Raw genomic sequence first — 16,335 nt, forward strand, 5'->3', positions numbered from 1 at the left:
ATGGCAGCCAAAGCAGCAACGGACGAAAAAGAGGCAAAGCCCCTCCGCCACGGATATACGACTGGATCATGTGCAACGGCTACGACCAAGGCTGCTTTGATCGCGCTGATTACTCAGGAAGAGCAAAGCCAAGCGACGATTCGCCTGCCAATCGGCGAGGACGTCACCTTTCAGATGGAGAGCTGTGAATTTTCATTGGAGAGGGCGACAGTAGGCACGATCAAGGATGGGGGAGACGACCCTGACGCGACACACGGTGCCCTTATCCTCTCTTCCGTAGAATGGTCGGATGAGCCCGGCATTATTTTGGATGGCGGACTCGGTGTGGGACGGGTGACCAAGCCAGGTTTGCCCGTTCCGATTGGCGAGGCAGCGATCAATCCCGTCCCGCGCAAAATGATCAGGGAAACCGCGCAGGCCGTTCTGGATGAGTACGGGACACAACGCGGGATCAAAATCGTCATCTCCGTGCCTGCGGGCGAGGAAATCGCCAAAAAAACATTGAATGGACGACTCGGCATACTCGGCGGCATCTCCATTTTGGGGACGCGTGGAATCGTGGTGCCGTTTTCCACTTCTGCTTACAAGGCAAGCGTGGCGCAAGCGGTCAATGTCGCCAAGGAAGCCGGCTGCGATCATATTGTGCTGTCGACGGGAGGAAAGAGTGAATCCTACGGGGTCGCTACTTATCCAGAGTTGTCGGAAGAAGCATTCGTGGAAATGGGCGATTTCGTCGGCTTTTCCCTCAAGCAGTGCAAGAACAAGAAGATGCGCAAAGTGACCTTGGTCGGGATGATGGGCAAGTTTTCCAAGGTAGCGCAGGGCGTCATGATGGTTCACTCCAAAAGCGCACCGGTTGACTTCGGCTTCCTCGCTCAAATGGCGGCAGATGCGGGAGCTTCGCAGGAGCGTATTGACGAAATTTTGGGCGCCAACACCGCTTCGCAGGTAGGCGATATGATGGTGGACACGCCCGCCTTTTTCGAGATCATGTGCGAAAACTGTTGTCGCGCTGCACTTAAGGAAGTGGGCGGCGGCATCGAGGTCGAAACCATCATCATCACAATGAAAGGGTCCCTGTTGGGAAGGGTGACGATCAATGACACAGGCGATGAAAGTAATTGGAATCGGGGATGACGGACAGCAGAGTCTACTGCCGTTGTATCGGACTTGGATAGAAGAAAGTGAACTGTTGGTTGGAGGAGAGCGACACCTCAGTTTTTTCCCGGAGTATAGAGGGGAAAAGCGTGTACTGAAGGGCGGTCTGACTGCCATGGTGGAGGAGCTGCGTACAGAGACGCGCAAGACGGTCATTCTGGCGTCAGGTGACCCGCTCTTTTACGGGATCGGCAGCTTGCTTGCAAAAAAACTGAACGTGGAGATTTACCCGCACCTAAGCTCCATCCAGCTCGCTTTTGCCAAAATGGGAGAAGCATGGCAGGATGCGACACTGGCGAGTGTGCACGGACGCAGTATCAAAGGTCTGGCACAGCGGATCGACGGGAAAGAAAAGGTTGCACTGTTGACGGATCGGGAAAACTCGCCAGCAGCGATCGCCCGCTATCTCCTATCGTTCCACATAACCGAGTACGATGCGTTCGTGGCGGAGAATCTGGGCAGTGCGGAAGAGCGGACAGGCTGGTATTCCCTTGAGGAAATGGCAGATGGTATCTTCTCTGATCTGAATGTCGTGATTTTGAAAAAACGCCGTCCAAGCCCGGTATGGCCGTTCGGAATCGCAGACGAGGAGTTTTCCCAGCGCAAGCCGGACAAGGGACTCATTACGAAAAAAGAAGTGCGCATTTTAAGCATTGCACAGCTGCAATTGCATGCCAAAAGCATCGTCTGGGACATCGGCACCTGCACAGGCTCTGTCGCAATCGAAGCGGCACGAATTGCACGTGAGGGTGAAGTGTACGGCGTAGAGAAGAACGCGGACGATCTGGAAAACTGCCGCCAGAACATGGCGAAGTTTCGCACGGATTTGACAGTGATCAATGCACGTGCCCCACATGGCTTGGATGAGTTCCCAGACCCGGATGCCGTATTTATCGGCGGCAGTGGCGGAGAATTGCGCGAGCTGTTGAACATCTGCTGCACACGACTGCGCCCGAATGGCCGGATTGTGGTGAACGCAGCGACCATTGAGACATTGTACGAAGCGACACAAGCATTCGCGCAGGAAGGATTCGAGACATCGGTGACACTGGCGCAGCTATCGCGCAGCAAGCCGATTTTGTCCCTGACGCGCTTTGAAGCATTGAATCCGATCTACATCATTACGGCCTGGGCCAAGCAGGCAGAAGAACAAGGAGGAGACAGCAAGTGACTAAGATCGGAACATTGTACGGACTGGGCGTAGGTCCCGGCGACCCTGAATTGATTACGGTTAAGGCATTTCGTCTATTGCAGCAATCGCCAGTGATTGCGTACCCGAAAAAACGAATGGGCAGCAAAAGCTACGCACATCAAATCGCGGAGCTGTACGTGCAGTCCCCAGACAAGGAAATGCTCGGACTCGTATTCCCGATGACGCGGGACAAAGAAATTTTGGAGCGTGAGTGGAACAACACGGTGGAGATCGTCTGGGAGCGTCTGTCTGAAGGCAAGGACGTCGCGTTTGTAACGGAAGGCGATCCGATGTTTTACAGCACGTTTATCCACATGATGCGCGTCATGCATGAAGAGCACCCGGAAGTGCCAATCGTGACCGTACCAGGTGTCTCTTCGTTTCTGGGAGCAGCTTCCCGCTTCAATATGCCACTGGCGGATGGTGATGAGCAGATCGGTATCATCCCGGCAACAGAAGACAAGGAAGCCATGCGCAAAGCGCTTGAGAACCACGATACCGTCGTGTTCCTGAAGGTAGCAAAAGTACTGCCAATGATCATTGGCTTGCTGAAAGAAATGGGGCTGGCTGAAAAGGCAGCGGTAGCGACAAAGGTCACTTCCTCCGAGGAAATGGTTTGGACCGATATGCGTGAACTAGAGCGGGCAGAGCTTAGCTATCTTACACTGATGGTGGTGAAAAAGTAATGAAACTGTACATAGTGGGAGCGGGTCCCGGCGACCCTGATTTGATTACGGTAAAAGGCTTGAAGCTACTGCAAAAGGCAGACGTCATTATGTATACCGACTCTCTCGTGAACGAGGATTTGGTAGCAATGAGCAATCCCGATGCAGAGGTACTGCAAAGCTCGGGTATGGCATTGGAAGAAATGGTAGAGCTGTTGGTAGACCGGATTCGTAGCGGAAAAACAGTCGTACGCCTGCATACAGGAGATCCCTCCATTTATGGCGCGATCATGGAACAGATCGCACTGTTGAAGGAAAAGGGCATCGAGGTAGAAATCGTTCCAGGTGTGAGCTCCGTATTTGCGGCAGCGGCAGCAGTAGGAGCCGAGCTGACGATTCCTGATCTGACACAGACGATCATCCTTACCCGCGCAGAAGGTCGCACACCAGTGCCTGAAAGAGAAAAGCTGCGTGCACTCGCTGAGCATCATTGCACGTTGGCTCTGTACCTTAGCGCGACTTTGACGAAAAAAGTAGTCCGTGAGCTGGTCGATGCAGGCTGGAGCGAGGATACGCCTGTCGCAGTCGTACAACGTGCAAGCTGGCCGGATCAATTGATCATTCGCACCACACTGAAAAATTTGGACGAAGACATGGGCAAAAACGGCATTCGCAAGCACGCGATGATTTTGGCTGGCTGGGCATTGGACCCAAACATCCACGACAAGAGCGAGCAATACCGTTCCAAGCTGTACGATAAAACCTTTACACACGGGTTCAGAAAAGGTGTGAAGGAATAATGAAGATCATCGAACTGATCGAGGGAGAAATCCCTGTTATCGAGCAGCGCGGAGACTATGCGATCGTCGCCATCACGAAGCATGGAGTAGAGATGGCGCGCGATCTGGTACAGAAATTCCCTGGGACAGACCTGTACTACATGAGCAAGTTCGAGCGCGGAGATGAGGAAGCGCGCGGCATCCAGCTGTTTTCGAACAGTGTACGGATGCTGTTTCCCGCTCTCTGGCCTGCTTATAAAGGTTTAATCATCATTATTTCACTGGGTGCGGTTATTCGGATGATCGCACCTTTGCTCGAAGATAAAAAGAAAGACCCGGGTGTCGTCGTGGTCGATGACCGTGGGGAGAATGTCATCAGTGTGCTGTCCGGCCATTTGGGCGGTGCCAATGAGCTGGCTCGCGAGGTAGCGGCAGTCATGGGTGCTCGTCCGATTATCACGACAGCATCTGACGTACAAAAGACGATCCCGGTCGATCTATTCGGTAGACGTTTTGGCTGGGAGTGGGATTCCGCTGAAAAGCTGACCCCTGTCAGTGCATCTGTCGTAAATGAGGAGCGCGTAGCCGTCATCAATGAATCCGGTGAACGTGACTGGTGGATGCATGACACGCCGATGCCACCGTCCATCAAGGAATACGCGACAATCACTGAGGCAAAAGCCGATCAGCCGCAAGCTGCTCTAGTCGTTTCTCACCGCTTGCTCACACCGGAGGAACAAACGATTTTGGACAACGGCGTCCTTTATCGTCCGAAGGTAATCGTGCTCGGGATGGGCTGCAACCGTGGAACCTCCGTAGAGGAGATCGAGGCAGTCATCAAGGAAACGCTGGATGAACTGCAATTTTCAATCAAAAGTGTAAAAGCACTGGCGACCATCGAGCTGAAAAAGGATGAAGCGGGTCTGATCGCCGTTTGCGAAAAATACGGCTGGCCATTCGTCTGGTATTCGCCTGAAGAGTTGAATCAGGTAGAAATCAGCGATCCGTCTGATACCGTCTTCAAATTCACTGGAGCGTACGGAGTGAGCGAGCCTGCCGCGAAGCTGTATGCTGGCGTGGGCGAACTCGTTTTGACCAAGAAGAAGTCGGGCAACACCACCATTTCGGTCGGATTGATGCCCTATCATGAGGAGGAGCGCGCATGACGGACAGCCGCCGTATTGTGATTGCCGGAACAGGCAGCGGAGCGGGTAAGACAACCGTTACCATCGGACTGATGGCTGCTCTGAAAAGAAAAGGGCATACCGTACAGGGCTTCAAGTGCGGACCTGACTACATCGATCCTACGTATCATACGGCTGTGACGGGCAGAGCTTCGCGCAATCTGGACAGCTTTATGCTGGAGCACGAGATCGTGAAGGAGATATTTGTCCGCGGCAGCGAGGGTGCAGACATCTCGATTATCGAGGGTGTCATGGGTATGTACGATGGCAAGGAAGCGACCAGCGATAAAGGCAGTACGGCCGAAATCAGCATCCTGACTGGCTCTCCGGTTCTGTTGGTGGTCAATTGTCAGAGCATGGCGCGCAGTGCGGCTGCGATTGTCAAAGGCTTTCAATTGCTCAATCCACAGGCGAGAATCGTCGGTGTCATCGCGAACAAGGTCGGCAGTGAAGGGCATCACAAAATCGTGAAGGCAGCGATCGAGCAGGAGTGCGGGATTCCGGTCGTGGGCTACTTGAAACGGGAGAGCGAGCTGGAAATACCGGAACGTCATCTCGGATTGGTGCCATCTGTCGAACGTGGAGAGCTGACACCGCTGTTTGAAAAGCTGGCTGATATGATTGCGGAGACAGTCGATCTGGAGCAAATCTGGGAGCTGGCAAAGGCAGAGCCGCTGCAAGCGGAACCTACGCTGTTTGCTCCGCGAAAAGCATCTGCCAATGTCACCATTGCTGTAGCGAAGGACCCTGCTTTTCATTTTTACTATCCGGAAAATTTGGAGCTGCTCGAAGCATATGGCGCGAAGCTCGCGTTCTTTTCTCCGCTGGCCGGTGAGGGAGTGCCTGAGGACGCGGAGGGCTTGTACATCGGGGGAGGCTTCCCGGAGGAATTTGCAGCAGAGCTATCGCAAAATGAAGCGGTGAAACAATCGATCCGATCTGCGATCACAAAAGGCTTGCCTACCTTGGCCGAGTGCGGCGGCTACATGTTTTTGACAGAGGCAATCGTGACGACTGAGGGCGACAGCTATCCGATGGTGGGGCTCATCCCAGGCAAGGTGACCATGCAGAAAAAGCTCGCAGCGCTTGGCTATCGGGAAGTGCGCGGTAAGGAAGGCAATTTCTTGCTCAGCACCGAAGAACAGGCAAAAGGGCATGAATTCCACTATTCTACGTATGCTTCGGATCAAGAGCTGCCAGCAGCATATGAGACGAAGGGGCTTCGCGGTACGAAACCGGAGGGCTATGCCCAGGATGATCTGGTCGCTGGCTATACTCACTTGCATTTCGGCTCCAATCCCGACCTGGTCGAGCGTTGGCTGAACCGATGCGCGGAGGTGGCCGCTCGTGCCTAAAACCCTCCCGTTGATGGTGCAAGGTACCAGCTCGGATGCAGGAAAAAGTGCGATTGCTACAGCGCTGTGCCGGATTTTTGCCCAGGATGGCTACAAGACAGCTCCGTTCAAATCGCAAAATATGGCGTTGAACTCCTACGTGACGCTGGATGGAAAAGAAATCGGCCGGGCACAGGGCGTTCAGGCGGAAGCAGCAGGAATTCTGGCGACGACCGATATGAACCCCATTTTGATCAAACCGACGCGAGATTCTGAATCGCAAATTGTTGTCAACGGCGAGCCATACGGCAACATGAAAGCCATGGCCTATCGGACGGAATTTTACCACGAGGGCTTGCGGATCATTGAGGAAGCGTATCAACGACTCGCCAGCACGTATGAGCGGGTTGTCATCGAAGGGGCTGGCAGTCCGGCAGAGGTTAATCTGAATGACCGCGAGCTCGTCAATATGCGGGTCGCCCGTCTCACGAATGCGCCCGTCATTTTGGTGGCAGATATCGAGCGCGGGGGTGTGTTTGCCAGCTTGGTCGGTACCCTCCAGCTGCTCGAACCCGAAGATCGGGACCGCGTGATTGGTGTCATCATCAATCGTTTTCGCGGTGATTTGACACTTTTGCAGCCGGGGCTGGACTGGTTCGAAGAATATACGGGCAAGCCTGTCCTAGGTGTCGTGCCATTTATTCCCGACTTGTGGATCGATGCGGAGGATTCGCTGATTTTGCACCGTTATCAAGGTCAGCGTGAGACACCGCGAGAGATTGACATTGCGGTTTTGCGCTACCCGCGAATTTCCAACTTTACAGACGTGGACCCGTTTTTTGTAGAGCCGGATTGCCGGATGCGTTTTGTGACACGTTTGGAAGAGCTGGGTGAACCAGACCTGATTGTCTTGCCGGGCAGCAAGAATACACTTGAGGATTTGCAATTTCTGCGAGAGACAGGTCTTGCCGCGGCTGTAAAAGACCTTCATCATAAAGGGAAGACGTATATCGTCGGCTTGTGCGGCGGCTATCAAATGCTGGGAGAATCCATTCACGATCCAACTGGGGTCGAGTCTCCGTTGCAGCAGCTTGATGGGCTAGGTCTCATCCCGATGATCACGACGATGGAGCAGAAGAAAACGACAGTTTTGTCCCGCGGAGAAGCAGTATTTGCGAAAGAAAAGCTGACGGTGGAAGGCTACGAGATTCACATGGGGCAATCCGCTTATTCGAGCTATGATTTTCCTTTTATCCAGATGGAGGGGCGTACGGAGGGCTATTGTCAGGAGGAGCGGCAGTTGATCGGCACGTATTTTCATGGCCTGTTCCACAATGACCACTTCCGCACGCTGTTGCTAAATACCATCCGTGAGAAAAAAGGTCTCACACCCATTACGGATCGCCCATCCTTTGTCGCTCTGAGAGAGCAGGGGTACGATCTGTTGGCGGATACCGTTCGTCGCCATGTGAAATTGGATACGATCGAAGAGTACATGAAGGCTTTTCAAGAAAAAGAGGTGCAAGTATAATGTCAGTCATTTATCCGGCGATTGAGCCACGAAATCAGGAAGCAAGTGAGCAAACGAGACAGCATGTGGATCAGTTGACCAAGCCGCTTGGCAGCCTTGGTCGCTTGGAGCAATTGGCTATTGAGCTGGCTGGGATGACAGGTGAGACGATGCCTGTTGTGACACCGCCGGGCGTGCTTGTTTTTGCGGCCGATCACGGTGTGGCACGGGAAGGTGTCTCTGCCTATCCGCAGGAAGTGACAGCGCAAATGGTGCTGAATATGGTTCATGGCGGAGCGGGAGTCAACGTCTTCGCCAGACAAATCGGAGCCATCCAAAAAATCGTAGATGTCGGTGTAGCGGTCGAGGTCGAAGCGCCGGGTGTTTACAACAAGCGAATTAGAGCAGGCTCGGGCAACATGCTGAAAGAAGCAGCGATGACCGCAGACGAAGCGCAGCGCTCCATTGCTGTTGGCCTCGAGATGGCAGAAGCGATTATCGGGGAAGGTGCCAAAGTCCTGATCGTTGGTGAAGTGGGGATTGGCAACACGACAGCTAGCAGTGCGATTCTGTCAGCCTTAACCGGAGCTGATCCTGAGCAAATCGTCGGACGAGGAACAGGACTGGATGACGCAGGCTGGCAGCGCAAAAAGGCAGTTGTTCGTGACGTGCTTGCGCTGCATAGCCCGGATGCAACCAATCCGTTGGACGTTTTGGCAAAAGTCGGCGGATTGGAAATTGGAGCAATGGCAGGGGCGATCATGGGAGCAGCTTCTCGCCGCGTTCCTGTGCTGCTGGACGGCTTTATCGCTACGGTAGCGGCTTTGCTTGCTGTTCGAATGGAGCCACTCGTTGCTGATTATTTGATCGCGGGTCACCGTTCTGAAGAGCCGGGGCATGATTTTGTCCTGCAAGCATTAGGCAAGGAGCCATTGCTCAGCCTGAAATTGCGACTGGGTGAAGGAAGCGGAGCGACATTGGCATTTCCAATCGTGGAAGCAGCGACACGGATGGTTCGTGAGATGGCGACATTTGCATCAGCAGGAGTAAGTGACCGATGAGCGGCGCGGGTAAAGTCTATCTCGTAGGAGCTGGCCCTGGCGATCCAAAGCTGATTACCGTAAAAGGAATGGAATGCCTGCAAAAGGCAGAGGTGATTGTGTATGATCGTCTGGCAAATCCAGCTCTGCTGGAGTACGCGCCACAGACGGCGGAACGCATCTACTGCGGCAAGCTGCCAGATCATCACACGATGAGACAGGAATCAATTAACGAGCTGTTAGCGGAAAAAGCGCTGGAAGGAAAAGTCGTCGTTCGGCTAAAAGGTGGCGATCCTTGTGTATTTGGCCGTGCGGGAGAAGAAGCGCAGCATTTAGCTGAGCGAGGAATTGCCTTCGAAATTGTCCCAGGAGTAACAGCTGGGATTGCGGCCTCGGCGTACGCAGGTATTCCGGTGACACACCGCGATCACGGCTCGTCATTTGCTGTTGTGACGGGACATTTGCGCGAAGACAAGCCGGAGTTAGCTGTAGAAAAATGGCGTGCTCTCGCAAATGGCATCGACACCGTTGCCTTTTACATGGGAGTAGCCAATCTGCCGTTAATCCGCACCCAATTAATCAAGCACGGACGCGAACCGCATACGCCAGTAGCCGTCATCTCTTGGGGAACACTCCCGCAGCAAGCGGTGGTAACGGGTACACTGGCTGATATTGAGGAACGTTTGGCCCAAAACAGTCACATCACGAATCCAGCTATCATTCTGGTCGGTGAAGTTGTGAAAATGCGTGAGAAAATCAACTGGTTTGAAGCTACGATTGGAATGGAGCAAGTGTAATAATAGGAAGCCTGGGGGAGGGAACGCTGGTGACGCACTATGCCATGATGGTTCATCTACAAAACAAGCGTTGCTTGGTGGTCGGTGGCGGGCAGGTAGCCGAGCGGAAAATCGGCAGTCTGCTTGCTGCTGGTGCGGATGATGTCACCGTTGTGAGTCCCTCTTGTACGGCAACCATCCTTGAATGGGCACACGCTAAGAAGCTGATGGTAGCACTGCGCCCCTTTATCTCACAGGATGTAGAAGAGGCAGTGCTCATTATCGCGGCGACGAGTGATCCCGCCGTCAATCTGGCTGTATACGAAGCGTGCCGTCCGCATCAGTGGATCAATATCGTTGATCGCCCCGACCTCTGTTCTTTTACCGTTCCATCCGTCGTTGCACGTGGAGACTTGCAGATTGCTATCTCTACGGGTGGGAACAACCCGGGTCTGGCGAAGAAAATGCGCCGCCAGCTCGAAGAATGGGTGGGACCCGAATACGAGGACTACACGCTTTTTCTCGGCAGCATGAGAAGACAAGTACTCTCGCTGGCGGTGAGCGAAGCGGATAAACGGGCAATCTTGGCAGAGCTTTTGGACGACCGATTTTTACAGTGGACCAAAAGTGGCGAAACCGACCGAAGGGATCGGGAGGCAGAAGCGCTGCTTAACATCACAAAAGAGTAGATCAACACTGAAAATAGGATGGCTCTCACTTAGCTACTTGGTGGGAGCTTTTTTCTATCTCTTTAGCCAGAGCATTTCGAAATGCCTGCCGACCTCTTGAAAGCCGAGCTTGCTGTACATTTTCTGTGGCGTATCATCCGCATAGGTCGTTAAATACATATGGGTGGCGCCGAGTTTTTTGGCGTCCTCCATCATGACCCGAATGATTTCCGTGCCGAATCCTCTACGCTGCCAGGCATCCAGTATAAAAAATTCCTCCATACGAACGAGCTCCTTGTAAAGATGCCATTCACATGCACCGACTGGCTCCTGATCGACAAAGCACACATACGGAATGATCTCACCTCTTTCATAAATCTCTCTTTTCCGGTTCGCTTTACGGACAGCAAAATCAGGATTGATCATGACGGAATCACTAGCGGTAAGGCAGCGTATGCCTGCTTCCATGACGTCAGTTGAATGTCCTCGTAAAACGGAGCAGTGTGGATTCGGCGCCAGTTTATCGGCAACATCCAGCGGAGCAAGCATGTACAGCATCGTATTTACTTCAAACCCAAGCTGGGTCGCAAAAGACACTAACTCTTCTGAAAAAGGTAGCGACGGGTGCAGCTCCAGCTTCAAGTGGCCAAGCTGTTGCTCTTTGGCATGTCGAAGCTCTTGCTCGATGTACGCTTGCACCCAGTCTTGAGTGGGAACCGACATAATCTCTGTATAATTATGGCTATACATGTCCGGGACCGATTCATCGCGATATACGCGCACTTGTGGATGCTCCGTTCGCGTAGAAAAAGCAAGGGCATAGCGCTCCTGCAAAGTAAAAATATTCGTGAGCATTCCTTTATTCCCCATTTCCTGATATGGTGATAGTTGTTTGGATACTTGTCTTCCCTAGAGTAAGACATTTTCCTAAAGGAGGAAACGAAAATGTCGGACGCTTTTCAAATGGGCCCTTTTTTGTTGAAAATGAGCATGCTGGCGGTCATTGTTTCGCTTTCGCTCGGCTTTGTGGCCATATCCGCTCAGCTTAAAAATAACAGAGAAATGAAATCAGCCGTTATTGAGCTGTTGAGCAATGCATTGGTGCTGGCATTTCTCGTTTGGAAGTTCAGCTACGTCCTGTTTTATTTTTCGAAAGCGGTGGAGAATCCCTCATCCATTCTTTATTTTTCCGGGGGAGAAAACGGGGCCATGCTGGCAGTCGTGGCAGTTGTCGTCTACCTCACCAAGACGGTACGCAAAAAAGCGATTCCTGTTCATTTCGTCGCCTTGGGAATGGCGACAGGTTTTCTTGCTGCAACGGGCGTTTATCAGCTGCTCACGGTAGTGTTAGAACAGAGCAGCATGTGGTATCACGTACAGCAGGTCGCCATATGCACCTACTTTCTTTGGTGGCTGCAACGGGCAAAGGAAGGACTCATTCATCTGGCGGCTTGGCTTGCACCCGTGATGTGGTTTGCCATTAGCCAAGTCTATGTGTACTTTTTTGTACCGAATCGAGAAGCTGTATTTGCAGGACTTTCAGGCGATCAGCTCATGTACTATGCATTCGCTCTCTTGCTGTTCTTTTTGTCCAGACGAGTGAAGCCGTTAGGGGGAACGACCGATGAAGAAGCATCATAATGTTTGGGCGATCGTCGTACTCTTGGGGCTTTTGGGATGGGGCATTATTGATGCGGAATTCTTGAACAAGCAGGAGCCCATCGCTTCAGGCAACGGGCAGATTGGAGTTGAAAAAGGAAATACCGCTCCGGATTTTGAACTCCAGCAGATAGGTGGCGGTACGGTCAAGCTATCCGATTTACGGGGGAAAAAAGTCATTCTCAATCTGTGGGCGACATGGTGTCCTCCTTGCCGTGCAGAAATGCCGGACATGCAGCGTTACTATGAAGAGAACAAGGAAAAAGGCGTCGTTATTCTGGGTGTCAATCTGACTGATACGGAGACGAGTCCGGAGGCGGTGGCTGATTTTGTGAAGTCGTATGGCATTAGCTTCCCGATCTTGCTCGATCCCGATAAAGAAGTGGCGAATGTGTACAAAGCCATTTCGATTCCGACCAGCTACATCATTGATTCGAGCGGCGTGGTCCAGAATAAATACATCGGCCCGATGAGTGAAGAAATAATGGAGAATATGTTGTCTGCGATCAAATAGAAAAACCGACAGCAGGCATATCTGCTGTCGGTAGTGATATCTCTCCTATTATCCAGCGTCTACTTTGTTTTCTGGTTCTTTGAGTGGTGTTTTTCGATCCAGACGAAACACAGCATTGAGCAACTTGTAAATATGCTTGGATTCCTTGGTCAACAATGGACCTAAAATGGCGAGAATCAAAACGTAAAGAGCCGCAAATGGTTGCAAAATTTCCATGAGTGCGCCCGCTTTTCCGAGATTAGCCATGATGATGGAGAACTCACCGCGAGATACGATGGTCAGTCCAATATTGGTAGAAGCCTTGGGAGACAATCCGGCACTTCGTCCAGCCAAAAGTCCGGCGACGACGTTACCGAAAAGGGTGAGGGCAACTGCACCAATCGACAACCATACGGCTCCACCTAATGACAAGGGATCAATTGTCAAACCGAAGCTGAAGAAGAACATGGCTCCGAAGAAATCACGAAACGGCAGGATGAGGTGCTCGATGCGCTTCATGTGTTGTGTTTCTGCCAAGACGAGACCTACGAGCAATGCTCCGATGGCTTCGGCAACATGGATCGTTTCGGAAAAACCCGCAATCAGAAACAGAGCGGCAAACACCGTAATCATAAACACTTCGTTTGATTTGATGTTCAATGCCCGATTCAGGAAAGGTACGAGCTTGCGTCCTACGATAATGAGGAGAAGCATGTAGCCGAGTGCAATCAATGCGGATGAGAGTACGCCAGCAAGAGAGGTTGCACCGCTTAATACCAAGCCGGACACGATCGAAATATAGACGGCCAAAAATATGTCTTCGAACATGATGATCCCCAAGATCATCTCTGTTTCGCGATTTGCTGTACGTTTGAGATCCACCAGTACTTTTGCCACAATGGCGCTGGAGGAAATAGTGGTAATACCGGCGATAATCAATACCTCTTTGAGAGGGAAGCCAGCGGCCCAACCAAATACGAGGCCGAGGGTAAAGTTAATCACGATGTAGATCGTACCGCCTACGGCAATGGATCGACCAGCCTTGATCAGACGGCCTACCGAAAATTCCAGTCCGAGGTAAAACAACAGGAAGAGTACGCCAAGTCTGCCCATAAATTCGATGAGCGGGGCGCTTTCAATAAAGCGGAGATCAAACAAACCGATGTCGGGAGCGTGTGGACCCACGATCATCCCGACGAGAATGTAGAAGGGTACAATGGAGAATTTTAACTTCATAGAGAGGAACCCCGCAATTGCTATGAGTGCGAGGGCCAGACCGACTTCAAAAACGATATGCTCCAATATCACTCACCTCCGTTGCTGAGATTAGTCTTGAGAGCCTTCACCTGCTTCCGTTCACCTGCAACGACCAACGTAGATCCTGTACAAAGGACATACTCGGGGCCGGGATTAATCGTTTGTTTATGGTCTTTTTCGATAACAGCGATGATGGTAGCGCCTGTTTCTTGACGAATGTTTAGTTCCCCAATCGTCTTGCCAATGGCAGGAGCGTTGGGCTCAATTTTGTACCACTCAATCATGAGTTTGTCTAACGCAACCTCGACTGTTTCCAGTGCAGATGGTTTGTACGTCAAGCCGCCTACGATGGCAGCAATTTGTCTCGCCTCATCATCGTCAAGGGTAACCATGGAGATCGTTTCGTCCATATCATCACGGTCAAAGTGATACATTTCCCGGCGGCCGTCATCGTGAATGACGATAACCAGCTTGTCGCCACTTCTGGTTTCGACCTGGTACTTCCTGCCGATTCCTGGCAAATCGGATTCTCTAATAGAGAACATGTAAGATCCTCCTTCGCGCAAAACACTGTATTGGCATAGATAGCTGCTCTTTTCTCCCAGTGAGCAACAAGTCGTCAATAATTATTTGGAATTATATCCATTCCGGTGATATTTTAGTAATAATCCCCCCTGTTGTGCGGATTATTGTCGACATTCATACCTACATCAACTATTATACACGAAATGACGTCATTTTTCTTCGAAATGAAACATTTTTATTAAAAAGTGACACACTTATAAACGAACAGGAATATTAACCTTCCTCTAAAACGCGGTCTCTCCACCATGAGTGGGCTTCGATAGAGGTTATTTTAAGGATGATGAAACATGGCGAACAAACAGTATCGATTAACAGAAGCTGAATGGATCTTTATTCAAGACATGCGGTCCATGGATATGGATGAGCTATTGGACATCGTGATCGCATTGCGCAATGAGGTAAGAGAGCTGGAGAAAAAGGCGGAGCTGATCAAGGAGCGCGAGAAAGAGGGCTGGCAGGAGGAGTATCAGGCAGCACAGAAGCGAATTAATCACCTGCGTCAATTTGAGCAGGAGCTTCGTAAGACATGGCCAAATGACTAAAGCAAAAAGAGGTTCTCTCTCAATAGGAGAACCTCTTTTTTATAGGGACTAGGCCATGATCGGTTTTGCTTCTGAATCGTTGTCCGACTCGATGGCGGTTTCATCTGCTTGCTGGACGCGTCCCGGATGGAACTCATTTTCATGCTTGGCTATGACCACGGTAGCTACGCCATTTCCGATCAGATTCGTGATGGCACGAGCTTCTGACATGAATCGATCAACACCGAGCAAGAGGGCAATGCCTTCGACCGGTATGATAGGGAAGGCTGCCAAGGTAGCGGCGAGTGTAATGAAACCAGAACCTGTGACACCGGCAGCCCCTTTTGACGTAATCATCAGGATTCCTAAAAGGGTGACCTGCTCCCAGAAGCTGAGCTCGATGCCATATGCCTGGGCGATAAAAATGGCAGCCATAGATAAATAGATCGAGGTACCATCCAGATTAAACGAGTAGCCCGTCGGTACGACCAGACCGACAACGGATTTGGAGCAGCCGTACTTCTCCAGCCGATCCATCATTCTCGGAAGAGCGGACTCTGAGGAGGATGTACCGAGCACGAGCAGGATTTCCTCCCGAATGTATTTGATAAACGAGAAGATGTTGAATTTGTAGTAGCGGGCGATTCCGCCCAGTATGAGAATAATGAACAAAAACATCGTGATGTAGACAGCCGTCATCAAAAGGCCCAGTCTGGTCAGCGAACCAATGCCGAATTTGCCAATCGTGTACGCCATTGCACCAAATGCAGCTACTGGAGAAACCTTCATGATCATGTTGACGACACCAAAAAATCCGTGTGCCAGCTTGTCAAACAGCTTGATGACAGGCTGGGACGCTTGCCCCATGGCAGCGAGTGAAAGGCCAAACAGGACAGCGAAGAACAGAATAGGCAACAGCTCGCCATTTGCCATCGCCCCGACGACGTTTTCCGGGATGATCCCCGCAATAAAATCAATAAAACCGTTGTTACTCTGAGCAGCAGCCTCCGTGTACTTGGAGACGTCCCCACTGGTCAGTCCCGTTTTGTCAAAGCCTACCCCAGGCTTGATCATGTTGACCACGAGTAGTCCGATTGCCAATGCGATTGTGGTAACGATTTCAAAATAGAGCAGCGCTTTGCCGCCGATCTTACCGACCTTTTTCATGTCTCCCATACTGGCGATTCCATTCACTACGGTGAAGAAGACAATCGGTGGAATGACCATTTTGATCAGTTTGACAAAAATATCGGCCAACACCTTCAGCTCTGCGCCAAATTTGGGTGCAAAATGACCAACTAGGATACCGAGAATGATGGCAATAACGACCTGTACGGTCAGATTTTTAAAGTTGATCCGCATGAAATTCGTTCCTCCTCCAGATTTTGAAAACGCTTTATTCCTCTCTTTCGCATTGTATAAATTGTGTGAAAAATTGAAAATGATACGGTCATATTGGTTGTTTTGGTCCTTTTGGTCATAGAAATCCCCTCAAATTGGAAAGGAAAAAATCA

At 51.4% G+C, this 16,335-nt stretch carries 17 protein-coding genes; 13 read left to right on the top strand and 4 right to left on the bottom strand.

Annotated elements, in window-relative coordinates; genetic code table 11:
- Genes ACM6JA_RS17680 through ACM6JA_RS17725 form a run of 10 tightly spaced genes read left to right on the top strand, consistent with a single transcriptional unit; the run spans position 1 to position 10,327 of the window.
- Positions 1-1,137, top strand: coding sequence for a cobalt-precorrin-5B (C(1))-methyltransferase (locus tag ACM6JA_RS17680; protein ID WP_414853373.1), 1,137 nt, complete (start codon positions 1-3; stop codon positions 1,135-1,137).
- The gene (gene cbiE / locus ACM6JA_RS17685; protein WP_414853374.1) at positions 1,100-2,329 is read left to right on the top strand and encodes a precorrin-6y C5,15-methyltransferase (decarboxylating) subunit CbiE; all 1,230 of its coding nucleotides are present in this window, start codon (positions 1,100-1,102) and stop codon (positions 2,327-2,329) included. The genes ACM6JA_RS17680 and cbiE overlap by 38 nt, the downstream gene beginning before the upstream one ends.
- Complete coding sequence (gene cobI, locus ACM6JA_RS17690) at positions 2,326-3,036, top strand: precorrin-2 C(20)-methyltransferase (RefSeq protein WP_414853375.1); 711 nt, start codon at positions 2,326-2,328, stop codon at positions 3,034-3,036. The genes cbiE and cobI overlap by 4 nt, the downstream gene beginning before the upstream one ends.
- The gene (gene cobM / locus ACM6JA_RS17695) at positions 3,036-3,815 is read left to right on the top strand and encodes a precorrin-4 C(11)-methyltransferase (RefSeq protein ID WP_414853376.1); all 780 of its coding nucleotides are present in this window, start codon (positions 3,036-3,038) and stop codon (positions 3,813-3,815) included. The genes cobI and cobM overlap by 1 nt, the downstream gene beginning before the upstream one ends.
- Entirely contained in the window at positions 3,815-4,960 is a 1,146-nt protein-coding gene (locus tag ACM6JA_RS17700; protein ID WP_414853377.1) for a cobalt-precorrin 5A hydrolase, read from the top strand. Before cobM ends, ACM6JA_RS17700 begins: the two co-directional genes overlap by 1 nt.
- Positions 4,957-6,333 (top strand): cobyrinate a,c-diamide synthase, encoded by a 1,377-nt coding sequence (locus tag ACM6JA_RS17705; RefSeq protein ID WP_414853378.1) that lies wholly within the window; start codon positions 4,957-4,959, stop codon positions 6,331-6,333. Before ACM6JA_RS17700 ends, ACM6JA_RS17705 begins: the two co-directional genes overlap by 4 nt.
- Positions 6,326-7,843 (top strand): cobyric acid synthase, encoded by a 1,518-nt coding sequence (locus ACM6JA_RS17710; protein WP_414853379.1) that lies wholly within the window; start codon positions 6,326-6,328, stop codon positions 7,841-7,843. Before ACM6JA_RS17705 ends, ACM6JA_RS17710 begins: the two co-directional genes overlap by 8 nt.
- Positions 7,843-8,883, top strand: coding sequence for a nicotinate-nucleotide--dimethylbenzimidazole phosphoribosyltransferase (cobT, locus tag ACM6JA_RS17715; protein WP_414853380.1), 1,041 nt, complete (start codon positions 7,843-7,845; stop codon positions 8,881-8,883). The genes ACM6JA_RS17710 and cobT overlap by 1 nt, the downstream gene beginning before the upstream one ends.
- Positions 8,880-9,659: a uroporphyrinogen-III C-methyltransferase gene (cobA, locus tag ACM6JA_RS17720; RefSeq protein WP_414853381.1), complete on the top strand. Its 780-nt coding sequence runs from the start codon at positions 8,880-8,882 to the stop codon at positions 9,657-9,659. Before cobT ends, cobA begins: the two co-directional genes overlap by 4 nt.
- Before the next feature lie 29 nt (positions 9,660-9,688).
- Positions 9,689-10,327, top strand: coding sequence for a precorrin-2 dehydrogenase/sirohydrochlorin ferrochelatase family protein (locus ACM6JA_RS17725; protein WP_414853382.1), 639 nt, complete (start codon positions 9,689-9,691; stop codon positions 10,325-10,327).
- A 54-nt stretch (positions 10,328-10,381) separates the two neighbouring features.
- On the opposite strand, the gene ACM6JA_RS17730 is transcribed toward ACM6JA_RS17725, so the two are convergent.
- On the bottom strand, positions 10,382-11,161 hold the full coding sequence (locus tag ACM6JA_RS17730; RefSeq protein ID WP_414853383.1) for a GNAT family N-acetyltransferase: 780 nt from the start codon (positions 11,159-11,161) through the stop codon (positions 10,382-10,384).
- Positions 11,162-11,251: 90 nt separating this feature from the next.
- On the opposite strand from ACM6JA_RS17730, the gene ACM6JA_RS17735 reads away from it, so the two are divergent.
- Together ACM6JA_RS17735 and ACM6JA_RS17740 are read left to right on the top strand one after the other, a co-directional pair.
- Positions 11,252-11,947, top strand: a complete 696-nt coding sequence (locus ACM6JA_RS17735; RefSeq protein WP_414853384.1) for a hypothetical protein — start codon at positions 11,252-11,254, stop codon at positions 11,945-11,947.
- Entirely contained in the window at positions 11,931-12,479 is a 549-nt protein-coding gene (locus ACM6JA_RS17740) for a peroxiredoxin family protein (RefSeq protein ID WP_414853385.1), read from the top strand. The genes ACM6JA_RS17735 and ACM6JA_RS17740 overlap by 17 nt, the downstream gene beginning before the upstream one ends.
- A gap of 48 nt (positions 12,480-12,527) precedes the next feature.
- Here ACM6JA_RS17740 and ACM6JA_RS17745 read toward each other — a convergent pair whose 3' ends face one another.
- Complete coding sequence (locus ACM6JA_RS17745) at positions 12,528-13,760, bottom strand: cation:proton antiporter (protein WP_414853386.1); 1,233 nt, start codon at positions 13,758-13,760, stop codon at positions 12,528-12,530.
- 2 nt (positions 13,761-13,762) lie between these two features.
- Complete coding sequence (locus ACM6JA_RS17750) at positions 13,763-14,260, bottom strand: cation:proton antiporter regulatory subunit (protein ID WP_137030373.1); 498 nt, start codon at positions 14,258-14,260, stop codon at positions 13,763-13,765.
- Positions 14,261-14,587: 327 nt separating this feature from the next.
- Here ACM6JA_RS17750 and ACM6JA_RS17755 point away from each other — a divergent pair, with 327 nt between their 5' ends.
- The gene (locus tag ACM6JA_RS17755) at positions 14,588-14,842 is read left to right on the top strand and encodes a hypothetical protein (RefSeq protein WP_414853387.1); all 255 of its coding nucleotides are present in this window, start codon (positions 14,588-14,590) and stop codon (positions 14,840-14,842) included.
- Positions 14,843-14,890: 48 nt separating this feature from the next.
- On the opposite strand, the gene ACM6JA_RS17760 is transcribed toward ACM6JA_RS17755, so the two are convergent.
- Positions 14,891-16,183, bottom strand: a complete 1,293-nt coding sequence (locus ACM6JA_RS17760; protein WP_414853388.1) for a dicarboxylate/amino acid:cation symporter — start codon at positions 16,181-16,183, stop codon at positions 14,891-14,893.
- Positions 16,184-16,335 lie beyond the last annotated feature (152 nt).

This window comes from Brevibacillus sp. IT-7CA2 (assembly GCF_949767855.1).
GTDB lineage: Bacteria > Bacillota > Bacilli > Brevibacillales > Brevibacillaceae > Brevibacillus.

What these genes read in the sequence shown, in the direction of transcription:
- ACM6JA_RS17755 (WP_414853387.1), top strand. Translation starts at nt 14,588, where the DNA reads ATGGCGAACAAACAGTATCGATTAACAGAAGCTGAATGGATCTTTATT.
- ACM6JA_RS17760 (WP_414853388.1), bottom strand. Translation starts at nt 16,183, where the DNA reads ATGCGGATCAACTTTAAAAATCTGACCGTACAGGTCGTTATTGCCATC.
- ACM6JA_RS17705 (WP_414853378.1), top strand. Translation starts at nt 4,957, where the DNA reads ATGACGGACAGCCGCCGTATTGTGATTGCCGGAACAGGCAGCGGAGCG.
- cobT (WP_414853380.1), top strand. Translation starts at nt 7,843, where the DNA reads ATGTCAGTCATTTATCCGGCGATTGAGCCACGAAATCAGGAAGCAAGT.
- ACM6JA_RS17700 (WP_414853377.1), top strand. Translation starts at nt 3,815, where the DNA reads ATGAAGATCATCGAACTGATCGAGGGAGAAATCCCTGTTATCGAGCAG.
- ACM6JA_RS17730 (WP_414853383.1), bottom strand. Translation starts at nt 11,161, where the DNA reads ATGCTCACGAATATTTTTACTTTGCAGGAGCGCTATGCCCTTGCTTTT.
- ACM6JA_RS17740 (WP_414853385.1), top strand. Translation starts at nt 11,931, where the DNA reads ATGAAGAAGCATCATAATGTTTGGGCGATCGTCGTACTCTTGGGGCTT.
- ACM6JA_RS17680 (WP_414853373.1), top strand. Translation starts at nt 1, where the DNA reads ATGGCAGCCAAAGCAGCAACGGACGAAAAAGAGGCAAAGCCCCTCCGC.
- ACM6JA_RS17735 (WP_414853384.1), top strand. Translation starts at nt 11,252, where the DNA reads ATGTCGGACGCTTTTCAAATGGGCCCTTTTTTGTTGAAAATGAGCATG.
- ACM6JA_RS17750 (WP_137030373.1), bottom strand. Translation starts at nt 14,260, where the DNA reads ATGTTCTCTATTAGAGAATCCGATTTGCCAGGAATCGGCAGGAAGTAC.
- cobM (WP_414853376.1), top strand. Translation starts at nt 3,036, where the DNA reads ATGAAACTGTACATAGTGGGAGCGGGTCCCGGCGACCCTGATTTGATT.
- cbiE (WP_414853374.1), top strand. Translation starts at nt 1,100, where the DNA reads ATGACACAGGCGATGAAAGTAATTGGAATCGGGGATGACGGACAGCAG.
- cobA (WP_414853381.1), top strand. Translation starts at nt 8,880, where the DNA reads ATGAGCGGCGCGGGTAAAGTCTATCTCGTAGGAGCTGGCCCTGGCGAT.